Genomic DNA, 13348 nt, shown 5'->3' on the forward strand with positions numbered 1-13348 from the left:
ATTAGGCAACAGAGATAATGCAAATTTTCGGCAAGCGCAAACCTGATATCCCGAAGTTGATCGAATGACACAAGGTGTTTTTCTATGAACTATGATCCATGAACTATGAACCATGATCCATAAACTAAAATCTACCAGAACCTCACGTAAATAGCTGATAATAATATCAATATTACCGCTATCAGAATAACTGATGATGGTTTTAGCTTAAACATCGATCTTTCAATAACGATAGCTTTGGCATTGATCACCTGACCTTTTAAACTAATGGCAACCATAGTAATACAAGTGATCAGGAACGACCAGCTCAGGGAGATAAAGAATGGTATCTCATATTCGCCATGCGCATTGCGAAATGCCGAGTACAATATCGTTTCGGGCCCAAACCACTCAACCGCGTACTTGTTGAAAAATACAGATGCAGCAAAACCAATCAATATCCCCATTACAGCGGCCGGAGCGGTGGTTCTTTTCCAGAACATCCCCAGCAGGAAAGTAGCTAATACGCCGGGACTTACAAAAGCCGAATACTTCTGCACAAAGGTATATCCGCCCTCGCTGCCGATGCCCAAAACATCATTCCAGGTAAATAATACAGCTATTAATAAACTCATTAAGATAGCCGCCCGGCCTGTCCAAACCATACTGCGTTCGCTGGCGTCTTTCTTGATGTACTTTTTATAGATATCCAGCGTAAAAATGGTGGCGATACTATTAACCTTACCCGCTAACGAGGCAACAATAGCAGCCGTTAAAACTGCTAATGACAACCCCTTTAAACCTGATGGCAAAAAGGACAGCATAGCAGAATAGGCTCCATCCTTCCCCCCGGCTAATTGTGGCAAATGCCCATTTTTATACAGAACAAAAGCAACAATGCCCGGTAGCATTACAATTACCGGCATCAGTATTTTTAATAAACTGGCAAATAAAATACCTGTCCGGGCCGTAGTGATGTTAGCGCCCAAAGCCCTTTGGGTAATATATTGATTACAGCCCCAATAATTTAAATTGCTGATCCACTGGCCGGAAACATACATGGCAAAACCCGGTAAGATCAGGTATTTGGTTATGGTTTCGGGCGAGGCACCGGCTGTTGGTTTTTTGAATATTAAGTGAAAGTGATCTGGCGCGTTTTTCAGTAACAAATTAAAGCCGGTAAGTACATTGGTGCCAAAGCCAAACTTTTCGCTTACGATGGTTAATGACAGATAAGTAATAGCCAGCCCGCCAACAATAAGTACACCTACCTGTATAACATCGGTATAACCTACCACCTGCATACCGCCCAGAGCTATAATAACCCCGAATATAGCCAGGCCGATCATGATCTGATGGAAATATTCGCCGCCCAGCAATCCGTTGATAGCTAAGGCACCCAGGAATAATATGGCGGTAAGATTGATAAACACATATAAAAGCAGCCAGAAAATCGACATCACCAGAGCCACTCCGCCGTTATACCTGTCTTGCAGGAATTGAGGCATGGTAAATATCTTATTCTTAATGTATATCGGCATAAAAAACACGGCCACAATGATCAGCGCAGCGGCACCTACCCATTCATATACGGCTACCGCTATCCCGGCAAAAAAACCATCGCCGCTCATGCCGATAAACTGCTCTGCGGATATATTGGAGGCTATAATGGAGGCGCCAATAGCCCACCAGGTAAGTGATCCTTCGGCCAGGAAAAAGCTGTGTGAGCTATTATTGGTTTCTTTTTTACGGCGGTTATAAATGTAGTATCCGTAACTGGCAACTATGATAAAATAGAAGAAAAAGACCAACAGATCGGCCGTAGAAATATGTTTCAGCATGAGTATTTTTTTGCAATAGGAAATTTAGGCCGGTTATTTTGAGGGCCGGTTCAATTTTTCAAATCTATGAAATAAAATGAATTGACATAACCGCCGGTGATATAATGTCGCCAGCGGTTATGTTAATGGGGTATTTATAGAAACGCCCGGTTAAAATTTCAGCGTTGCCGGTAAATATTTGGCAACCAGATCTTCATAGTACGGGCGCAATTTTTTCCAATCCGGTGGCACGGGACTCTTGGAATAAAGATCATACGGGTTAAACAGATCAACCGATTTAAATAACTGGTGATCATGAGGGGTCATTAAATGACTATAGGCGTTTTCCCGATGCTGCGGATAAAATGAGTGATAACGCAGCATATACAGTGCCTGCTCGGGCAGGTATGGCTTCATGATATGGTAAATATACTCATCGTGCCCCCAGGTCATGTGTACGTTCTCTAAACCGCAATTTGGCTCATAAACGCCATATTTGGTATTGTAACGAGGGTCATGGTGATCGGGGTTCTGATCAAAATATTCGGAGTAGACGATCTTATCAGAAAAAGCACAACCTACCGGGTAGCTATCACCCACAACTGCCCATTGAGGCTCGCCAAATAGACATAACACCTTACCCAGGTCATGGAAAAGGCCGGTCAGCACCATCCAATCCGGGCGACCGTCTGCACGGATAGCTTCAGATGTTTGTAGCAAGTGCTGTAACTGATCCAGGTCGGTATCCGGATCGGAGTCGTCAACCAATTGATTTAAAAAATCAAAGGCTTCCCAAACCGTCATTTCTTGCTTATCAAACGACAGATATTGCTGTTTTTTTTGCAATACAAAATCATAGGTTTGATTAATGTGTTGTAAACGATAAAATTCCCTCACACTATCTTTTGTGGTAGCTTCGTAGTCACGATATGCTTGCGTATCCCTACCGGCTGCAATGGAATTTGCATCCGGGTAGCGAACTAATAAATCATCTTCCCATTCTTCTATGGAATTTAGAGGGCCTTGTTCCGGCGTTCCGATTATCTTGCTCATGATGTTATAATTTAAAAGGAAATATAATTGGTAAACAATCCTTTATAGCTGGTTTTTTATAGCTGTGTTATACAAATTTGTCCATTTTTAGAATCAGATTTATCAAAAATACCGTATTTATTTGCTTAAACGTTTACTTAAACTGTAAAGGTGACAGCTATCTATTGACGCTTATTTTGCCTGCTATTTTATTACCTTGCTAAACTTTTTTATAGTTTAGCGATAAAAATCGCCTAACAGACAATTAAAATCCAGAAAACCAATACCCCGATGGCCGAAGCAAAAAGTAACAAAGTAAACATGAAAACACTGGCTAAGGTGTTAAATGTATCTATTGCAACTATATCAAAGGCACTCAGGGATAGTCATGACATAGGTGAGGAAACTAAGCAACGGGTTATAGAAACCGCCAAATTGCTGCACTATGTACCCAATCCTTACGCCAGCAGCCTCCGCAAACGATCAAGCAACACCATTGCCATTATCATCCCCGAGATTGCCGACAGTTTTTTTAGTCAGGCTATCAATGGCATTGAAAGTATTGTTGGCCAGGAAAAATACCACGCCCTTATTTATTTAACCCATGATAGCTACGAGCGTGAAGCGCAGATGTTCAACGACCTGAGCAGTGGCCGTGTAGATGGTGTGATCATGTCTGTTGCCAGCAATACCAAAGAGATCCGGCACATACAGGAGCTACAGCAAGCAGGTGTACCCATTGTTTTTTTCGACCGGGTTTGTGAGGATATTCCTACCGCCAAGATCAAAACCGATGATTTTAACAGTGCTTACATGGCCACCAAACACCTGCTTGAACGGGGTTGTAAAAACATATCGCTGGTTACTATTGAAGGCTATCCTTCTATTTTGCAGGCCCGTGAGGGTGGCTATAAAAAGGCGCTGACAGAATATCAGGTTAAATCCAAAGAAGAAAATATTATCAGCTGCTCCAATAAGTATAACCAGGAAAACATTGCTGTTTTAAAAGAACATATAATCACCGTAAAGCCTGATGGCATCATCGCTACGGTTGAACATTTGGCCACTACCACCTACCTGGCCTGCGAGGAGCTGCAACTAAACATACCTAATGATATCAAAGTGGTTTGTTTTACCAACCAGATCACTGCGGCCATCCTAAACCCACCACTTACTACGGTTTTACAACCGGCATATGATATGGGCCGCAAAGCTGCTGAACTATTATTCGGTCACCTGGCGGGGAAGCCAATACAGTTAGAAAAAGAAAATATCACACTCCCATCCAAACTGGTAGTCAGAGACTCTACTCGTGCCACCAACTAAGCAGTTTTCGATTCTTATAACTTCTGTGGTTTATCGGTCATGGTGAATGCCAACGTTCCCCCTTCGCTGATCGGTTTGTGCGAAATGGTAAAATCTTTTATTGGCGTACCGTTAAAGCTTACTTCCTTTACATATTTATTTTTGGCAGAGAGACCCGTAGCCTTAATGATCAGCTTTTTGCTATGCTGCAGGTTAAGCACTATATATGGGAATTGCGGCGCACCAATACTGTAAACTCCAGACGCAGGCGCTACCGGGTAAAAGCCCATTACATTAAAAATATACCATGCCGAAGTCTGGCCGCAATCATCATTTCCGTTGATACCTATAGCCGCGTTCCTGAAGTTCTGTGTCGAAGTATGTTCCCGAACCAGTTCCTGCGTTTTCCAGGGCATGCCGCAATAGTTAAACAGGTACAGGTAATGATGACCCGGCTCATTATCCGCACGATAGTGGCCCTCGCTAAAATTTTGGCTCAGTTTATTGGCAAAAGCCTTTTCACCGCCCATTAATTTGATCATTCCCGGAATATCATGCATGGCGCCGAAGGTATAGGTCCACTTGGTTCCTTCCGTAAAACCCGAATCTGGCTTGGCCGAAAAATGCCCGTCGGAATTACGGGGAGCCATAAAACCGGTTGCCTTATTGTACACATTCTGATAGTTTTTACTCCAGGCCATCAGCTGTTTATAATCCTCGTCTTTATCTAAACCTTTGGCTACCTGCGCCACAGCATAATCATCAATAGAATACTCAATGGTACGCGAAACCGATTCCCGGGTTTTATCTACGGGTATAAAGCCTAATTTATGATAGTTGGTGAGGCCACCACGGGCTTCAAAGCTCGTCCAAAGGTCACGGTCGCCCCAGCGTTTGTGGGCATCGCCATCCGGGGCTTCGTACGAGTCCTTATGCAGCGCTTCATAAGCCAGTTTGGTATCAAAACCATGGAAACCTTTTATATAGGCATCGGCCACAACAACATCTGCGTGAGTACCTATCATAATATTGGTATAGGTTGGATTTGGCCACATCGGCATCCAGCCACCCTCCTGGTACATCTGCAACAGCGATTGAACCATACCATCAACCCTCTTCGGCTGGATAAGCGTCAGCAGCGGGTGCAACGCCCTGAAAGTATCCCAAAGCGAATAATCATTGTACGATTCACCTTTGTGCACCTTATCGTCAAAGGCGCTGTAATATTTACCGTACTCCGAAAACTGTCTCGGAAACAGCATGGTATGGAATAAAGCGGTGTAAAAGATCGTCCGCTGATCCCTGCTTACCCTGCTTAACTGTATAACTTTTAGGGCCTGTTGCCATTGGTCGCGCGTGCTTTTTATTACCTGGTCAAAATCCCAGTCAGGGATCTCCTTTTTAAGGTTTTCGCGGGCCTGCTCCAGGCTGATAAATGACGTGGCTACTACTACCCTCACCTCGTCATTAGCCTTGGTACGGAACGATATAAAGGCCCCCATCCGGGTACCATATTGCTCATGACTGCCTTTGTTGATCACCTGCTTGTCCCAGGTACCATATTTTTTGATCTGCTTGTTAAACTTGATCACAAAATACCCTTTAAAATTCTTCAACTCAGGACCTAACTGTGCCGACTGCCGGTCGGGGTTATAACCTGTTATTTCGTTATTTACCGTATCTACGTGCACATAACCTTTTAGCTTTTTAATCCGTACGGTATAATCATTGGCCCAGTCCTTCAGCTCTGGGTTCAGGTTGATGCCCTGGATAATGATGTGCGCCTGATCGGCCTTGGGAAAAGTAAACCGGAACATACCACAGGTATTAGCGCCCGCTATTTCGGCTTTGATCTTCTCTGCCCCTGTAGTTTTTAGCTTTACCGAATAATAATAAGGTTTGGACACCTCATCTTTATGGCTGAAGGAAAGTACGCGCTCCTTTGGTAAAACACGTAATTTACCTACCTGCGGCATCACCGAAACATAGCCATAATCGCCCATCCATACGGTAGGTTGGTGGCTGGCCGCGAAACCGATAACCTTACTATCCTCATAGTGGTATACCATGTAGCTCATTTTGTTTTCGCGGGTTTGGGCTACAAAGTTGGTCATGGCAAAGGGTACGTTTACGCAGGGCATGGTGCCGCCACCACCATTGCCTTCCTCAAAATTTTTGGCAAAACCTTTTAGAGAAGTGCCTATCAACGGATCAACATAATCAACCTCGTCCAGTTGCTTTTTGGCGGCAGTGCTTTGGGCGAAATTATCCGCGTAAACAAAGGTTAGTAAGCCTAACAAGTAAATGCTACGTTTTAATTGCATAGTGAGCAGAAGGTATAATTGGTAAGCGACCTGACAGATCAAAAACAAATCTCTTATTTTAAGGTCATATTTCTCAAAAATAGTTGAATTATTTACTTAATCGTTTTCCTGATCTTTTGTTTTACCCGCCATCCATTTTCATGGGCGCTCAGTCTTGTGGAATCTGGAAATAAGTTCAGGATGACTTACTCTATTTCATCTATCTTCCTCTCTCCTTTTGCCACCCAATTGTAAGAAATAAGCGAAAATTACCAAATTAATATAAAGTCTATGGATTTAATAGAATTATTTATATGTTTGCAGCCGAAATCGTTCTTTATTTCATTTTTTAATTATCCAGAAAGACTGAGGGAAAGGCCCTGTGATGTCTTAGCAACCTGTACAGATTGTTATAAAGGTGCTAATTCCTATCTGCCATTATTTGCAGAAAAGATAATGATACGTCCACATTATACAGCTATAGGCTGTTCCAATATCCTCTCCATTATTTCTGTTTAATTGAAATCTGTTAATTTTTTATCCCTGGCTTAATTATAGCGGGCCTTATTTAATAAATTCAATGAACAACAAACTTTTACTCATAGTTTCTCTTTTCCTATCCACCGGCGTTGCCGTCCAGGCACAATCGGTACAGGCTGTAGATTCGGCTAATATCGATCGTGGTTATCTGGTAAAAGTTGGCGACCAGGCCCCAGATGATTTTGAATTGGTACTCACAAACGGTACCAAAACTACCCTAAAGCAGTTACGCGGCAAAGTAGTGATACTTCAGTTTACTGCCAGCTGGTGCAGTGTATGCCGCCAGGAAATGCCACACCTGCAAAAAGACATTTGGGAAGCTTACAAAGATCAGGGCCTGATATTGATTGGCGTCGATCGTGATGAGCCTTTGAAAAAAGTGCAGAAGTTTCACAGCGACATGAAGATCACCTATGATCTGGCACTTGATCCTGGTGCCGAAATTTTTGGAAGGTTTGCCAATAAAAAGAGCGGTGTTACCCGTAATGTCGTGATCAACCGCGAGGGCCGCATCGTTTATCTCACCCGCCTGTATGATCAGCAGGAGTTTGCCTCAATGGTTAAAGTGGTCGACGCTTTGGTGAATAACAAAACCGCATCTGTAAACTAAAATATATAATAAGGCATGTGTCGTTGATCCTGTCGTCACACTATTGCTATATCGATTTAACCAACAATCACACCGGATATGAAAACAAATTACATAACCTTAAACAACGCTTCTGTTTTGAACATTTACACTTTAACATCTGCTTCTACCCCTATGTCATCTATGCAAAACATGTGTTGCTGCTGTTAACTTACAGCGTTGCTTAGGTCGGTCAGGCTTTTTATCTCAGACAACACAACCCAATAATCAAAAATTTACAGTTTAAGGGAATGATATAGATCACCGGGTCATCAGATCTGCGGATGACTAAGCCTTTCATTTTTCCGGATGCTGTATGGTATCGTTAACATTCACAATCAATTACCATGTTTAAAAATTACAAACTACTACTGGCAATACTGTTGCCTTTTATTTTCATCCAAACGGTTGCAGCGCAATCTGTTAAAATAAGCGGAGTGGTAACCGCCAAGTCAGACGGGTTACCCTTGCCCGGCGTAAGTGTTTCTGTTAAAGGAACAACCAACGGTGTACAAACCAGCAGCGACGGTAAGTTTACCTTAAGCGCCAAGGTAAATGACGTGTTATGGATAACTTATATTGGTTTTACCACTAAAGAAATACCCGTTACCGGCAGCGACGCCCCGCTCCGTATCATCTTAGAAGAACAGGCCAATGCGCTGAACGAGGTGGTGATCACGGCGCTCAACATATCCAAAGATAAAAAGACGCTCGGCTATGCCGTGCAGGGTTTAAAATCGAAGGATATCTCCGAAGCCAAAGAAACCAACCTGGTGAATGCCTTAAGCGGCAAAATAGCCGGTGTAAACGTAACCAACAGCCAGGGCGATATGGGTTCATCACGTATCATCATCCGTGGTGAAACCTCTATTTCAGGTAATAACCAACCCTTGTTTGTGGTTGATGGTTTACCCGTTGATAACAGCCAGTTTTTAGGAACCGGTGGTTCAAGGGATTTTGCCAATGCTATTTCAGATCTTAACTCAGAAGATATTGAATCGCTTACTGTGCTAAAAGGGCCTAATGCTGCTGCACTTTATGGCTCGCGAGCTGCTAATGGTGTAATTTTAATAAAAACTAAAAGTGGAAAAGGCACCAAAGGCTTGGGAATTAATATTAATTCAAATACTTCGTTTTCCAATTTATTGGGTCTGCCCAAGTATCAAAATGAATACGGTCAGGGTTCAAACGGCAAATTCAGCTATGTGGATGGTAAAGGCGGTGGTGTAAATGATGGTGTGGATGAAAGCTGGGGTCCTGCCCTGGATGGTCAGCTGATCCCTCAATTTAACTCAAATGGTACACCCGTTCCCTTTATAGCCCATCCAGATAATGTACGCAGTTTTTTTAAAACAGGTGTAACATTAAATAATGGTATTTCACTGGCAAGCTCAGGTGATAAATATGATTTCAGATTAGGTTATAATAATCTGCATCAAACCGGGGTTATTCCTAATTCCGAACAGGGTCGCAACTCATTTATATTGAATGCCACTTACAAGATCACCCCTAAACTAACCTTAACCACCATTGCTAACTATATTAAAGATGATGCCGCCAATTTGCCAGGCTCAGGCGGTAAAAGAGCTACCAGTACTATGCTGCAATTTACATGGTTTGGTCGCCAGGTTGATGTAAGTCAGTTAAAAAATTATTTGGATGCCAATGGCAATACCTTTAACTGGAACAACAGCTATTACAGCAATCCATATTTTATGGCTTATGAAAATACAGTTGGACAAACAAAGAATCGTTTTATCGGTAGCGCGGAATTGAACTATAAGATCATCGACGGATTATCGGCAAACTTCCGTACCGGTACTGATTACTATAACGACCGCCGCAAGATCAAAATAGCCTATGGTACTAATGGTACTCCTTTTGGCTCATATGAAGAAGATGCTTACGATGTTACCGAAACCAACACCGAAGGCCGGTTACAGTATACCAAAAAGTTAAACGATGATTTTTCTATCGACGCCTTAATAGGTGGTAATATCAGGGTAAATCTATTAGAGAATCATGATCAAAAGGCACCCAAACTGGCTGTTAATGGTTTGTATACATTAAGCAACTCACGTGATCCGCTGATATCATCAAGCGCTTATTACAAATCTAAAAGGTATAGCTATTTTGCATCGGGCCAGATTGGATTCAGGAACTATGCTTTTTTAAACGTTACTGCACGCAACGATTGGTCATCTACACTTCCAAGAGCCAGTCTGTCATACTTCTACCCTTCTGTTAACGGAAGTTTGATATTATCAGAAGCGCTGGATATCAAGAGCGATGTATTGAGCTATTTAAAACTTCGTGGTGGCTGGTCAAAAGTTGGTAAAGACACTGACCCCTACAAACTGCTAAATACATATGATTTTACTGCTCCCTTTGGTTCAAATCCTCAGCAAAGTGCCAATAGCCTCAACCTTAATCCTAATTTAAAGCCAGAAACCACAACCTCTGCAGAAGCGGGATTTGAAGTAGGCTTTTTTAATGACAGGATCCGTTTGGATGCAAGCGTTTACAACACCAATAGTATTAATCAGATACTCAACGTAAATGTAAGCCAAACAACAGGTTATAGCCAAAACCTAATCAATGGCGGTACTATTAATAATAAAGGTTTGGAGTTGCAATTGGGCTTAACACCGGTAAAACTGAAAGATTTTAGCTGGGACATCAACGTCAATTACTCGCGCAACAAAAGTAAAGTTGTTTCGCTGGATAATGAGGGTCGCCTGCAAAGCTTTATCTTAGGATCTGATGGTACCGTACAGGTACTGGCAGCGATTGGACAGCCCTATGGCGCTATTTATGGTAATGCGTTTCAGCGAAATGCCAGCGGTCAGGTTGTTGTAAATGCCGATGGCACACCGGCCATTAATCCAACTATACAATACCTGGGTAAATATACACCAGACTGGTTGGGCAGCATCAATAACAGTTTTACTTATAAAGGCATTAATTTAAGCGTCCTGATTGATGCTCACATTGGTGGTTCTGTTTTTTCGGGTACTAACCAAACAGGGACCTATACCGGTATCCTGGCATCTACCCTGCCCGGTCGTGGCACAGCTAATGGCGGTATAAGTTATTACTATCCGGGCAATAATACATCAGGTACCGCAGTGCAGGTAAGCGGCAATGCCCCAGCTGGCGTAACGGTATATAATGATGGTATTGTTTATAACGGTGTAAAAGCTGATGGCAGCAAAAACACCACTATTTTACCGGCACAGGCATACTATAAATCACTAACCAATGCCGACGAGCCATTTGTTTACAGCGCTACCTATGTTAAATTAAGGGAAATAAAACTGGGTTATACCCTGCCTCAAAAATGGGCTAAAAGTATTGGTTTCCAGGGAGCGTCATTTGCCGTTGTGGGCCGTAACCTGCTGATCATCCACAAAAACGCGCCTAACATCGACCCCGAAACCGCCTTCAACACCGGCAATGGGCAAGGCCTGGAAGACCTAACCCTGCCTACTGTACGCAATATTGGTTTTAATGTTAACCTTAAATTCTAACAATCATGAAGCTTAAATATACATCCATTATACTATCAGGCACCTTGTTATTATCATTAGCATCGTGCAAAAAACAACTGGTTGATATTAACCAGAATCCCAATGCGACACAAAATCCACAACCTGATTACCTGCTTACAGGTGTTATCAAAAATATATCCGATACGTACTGGGGCGTAGAAGACAACATGGGTTCAAGTTTGCTTTTCGTACAAAATTGGTCCAAAATACAATATACCGATCCCGACCGATATATATTCACCAATACCTCATTCCAGGGCTTGTGGACAACCGCATATACCAAAGGGATCATTAACCTTAATAAGGTCATTTCAATAGCCGATGCACAAGCAAATCCTAATTACAAAGGTGTGGCGCTGGTATTGCGTTCATGGGTGTTTACTCTGTTGACCGATCAGTACGGTGACATTCCTTATAAACAAGCCATCAACATTGATCAATACCTTACTCCGGCTTATGATGCCCAAAAAGATGTTTATTTTGCCTTGCTTGATGATCTGAAGGCGGCCCAAGCTTCGCTTAACCCATCCGGTAAAGCCATTTTAGGTGATGTAATATACGGTGGTAATATTACCGCCTGGAAAAAATTCGCCAATTCGCTGCGCCTGCGTATAGCCCTGCGCATCGCTGATCGCGAGCCTGAAAAAGCAAAACAGGTACTGGCCGATGTACAGGCTGAAGGCAGCGGATACATCAACTCGAATAGCGAAATAGCTCAGCTGGTTTATGTAGATTCACCAAACCAAAACCCAATCAGCAACTTGTTTGATACTCGCGATGATTACCGTATCAGCAAAACTATAGTCGACCAGTTGTTTGCCCTTAACGATCCGCGATTACCTGTTTATGCCAGTCCGACAAAGGACGCTACCCCACAAACTTATGTTGGTGTGCCGAATGGCTTATTGGTTGGCGATGCCAGCGGTTTAGGACTAAGCAAAACGTCAAAACCGGGTACTTATTTCCTGGCGCCGCATGCCCCGGCAGTGATCATCAGTTATGCTGAAGTGCTGTTTGACCAGGCCGAGGCTGTAGCACGTGGCTTTATTGCCGGTAATGCCGCTGATCTGTATAATCAGGCGGTAACAGCCTCATTACAGCAATATGGGATCGGTGCCGCAGCTATAGCAACCTACGTCAATTCGGCAGCAGTTAAATATGATGCCTCGAATTATAAAAAGTCGATAGGTAATCAAAAATGGATAGCCCTGTTTGGTCAGGGATTAGAAGCCTTTGCAGAATGGCGCCGTTTGGATTACCCGCAGTTAAAACCTGCTGTAGCCGGCGCATTGAACGGAAAATTGCCGGTAAGGTTCATTTACCCGGGAACGGAGCAAACGCTAAATGGCGCAAGCTACAAAGCTGCCGTTGCCAACCAGGGTGCCGACGTGCTTACTACCAAACTTTGGTTTGATGTAAACTAAGCACATAAATAAGTACATATAAACAACAAGAGACCGTCTTTATGAGGCGGTCTCTTGTTGTTTATATGTACTTTAATTTCGCCGGCTTTCAGCAGGTTGGTTCTTTCGGAATCAAGAAAAACCGCGCTGAAAATCAGTCCATCCCGGCTCCTTATTTAAATACTTACACTTTAATTTATTTTTTAAACTATAGACAAATATTACTTTCAATTAGTACCACAAGCTGCTTTTTTCAAGCGCAAACTCCCACAATTCTCAAAAAATCAGATATGGATGCCACCGGGCGGGCTAATTTGCCCATTATATATATAATTAATTGATTATTAATAATTTATATGCTATTATAATTATTTCAGGCCAGATACAATGAAACAAAGGCAGCATTAAATAATTATTAACAAATTGTACAATTTTATAACAAAAATCAACTTATTTAACTCAGAGGAATTTATTTTTTAACCAATAATTACCATTATTATTTGAGGCAAATGCTTTAATGTTGCTGATAAACAGCATAATATTAGGCCATAGCTATATATTGAGGGGCTTTTTTTCCATTTTATTCTTTTTCTGTTCATTGTATTCACCATGCATAAATATAAAAATATAGTGGTATTATTGTATAATTAACAAGATTAAGATGCCTTTGTTATTAAATTATTACTTTTTGATTAAAGTATAAGATTAATTTATTATTTTTCATCTACCATAATATTTAGTGTTCTGTATATCCATCATCTGGGATTTAATGGTAGTTTTTGCAGAT

7 protein-coding genes and 1 riboswitch are annotated in these 13348 nt (G+C 42.2%); of the genes, 4 read left to right on the forward strand and 3 right to left on the reverse strand.

What is annotated here, in order from left to right; translation table 11 throughout:
- Positions 1-131: 131 nt before the first annotated feature.
- Positions 132-1820, reverse strand: a complete 1689-nt coding sequence (locus ACNURT_RS15895; RefSeq protein WP_370997946.1) for a sodium:solute symporter family transporter — start codon at positions 1818-1820, stop codon at positions 132-134.
- A 150-nt stretch (positions 1821-1970) separates the two neighbouring features.
- Positions 1971-2852, reverse strand: a complete 882-nt coding sequence (locus ACNURT_RS15900) for an inositol oxygenase family protein (RefSeq protein WP_370997947.1) — start codon at positions 2850-2852, stop codon at positions 1971-1973.
- Positions 2853-3122: 270 nt separating this feature from the next.
- On the opposite strand from ACNURT_RS15900, the gene ACNURT_RS15905 reads away from it, so the two are divergent.
- Positions 3123-4157 (forward strand): LacI family DNA-binding transcriptional regulator, encoded by a 1035-nt coding sequence (locus ACNURT_RS15905; protein ID WP_419698526.1) that lies wholly within the window; start codon positions 3123-3125, stop codon positions 4155-4157.
- A gap of 14 nt (positions 4158-4171) precedes the next feature.
- Here the strand turns inward: ACNURT_RS15905 and ACNURT_RS15910 are convergent, their stop codons facing one another.
- Entirely contained in the window at positions 4172-6460 is a 2289-nt protein-coding gene (locus ACNURT_RS15910; RefSeq protein ID WP_419698527.1) for a GH92 family glycosyl hydrolase, read from the reverse strand.
- A gap of 329 nt (positions 6461-6789) precedes the next feature.
- Positions 6790-6899, forward strand: a riboswitch (SAM riboswitch).
- 120 nt (positions 6900-7019) lie between these two features.
- On the opposite strand from ACNURT_RS15910, the gene ACNURT_RS15915 reads away from it, so the two are divergent.
- The 3 genes from ACNURT_RS15915 to ACNURT_RS15925 all read left to right on the forward strand — a co-directional run bounded on the left by ACNURT_RS15915 (position 7020) and on the right by ACNURT_RS15925 (position 12582).
- Entirely contained in the window at positions 7020-7589 is a 570-nt protein-coding gene (locus tag ACNURT_RS15915; RefSeq protein ID WP_419698528.1) for a peroxiredoxin family protein, read from the forward strand.
- Positions 7590-7954: 365 nt separating this feature from the next.
- Positions 7955-11137, forward strand: coding sequence for a SusC/RagA family TonB-linked outer membrane protein (locus ACNURT_RS15920; RefSeq protein WP_419698529.1), 3183 nt, complete (start codon positions 7955-7957; stop codon positions 11135-11137).
- A gap of 5 nt (positions 11138-11142) precedes the next feature.
- A complete protein-coding gene (locus ACNURT_RS15925) occupies positions 11143-12582 on the forward strand; it encodes a SusD/RagB family nutrient-binding outer membrane lipoprotein (RefSeq protein ID WP_419698530.1) in 1440 nt (479 codons plus the stop codon).
- Positions 12583-13348: the final 766 nt, after the last annotated feature.

Origin of the sequence: Mucilaginibacter sp. NFX135, assembly GCF_048565145.1 — a bacterium.
Taxonomy (GTDB): domain Bacteria; phylum Bacteroidota; class Bacteroidia; order Sphingobacteriales; family Sphingobacteriaceae; genus Mucilaginibacter.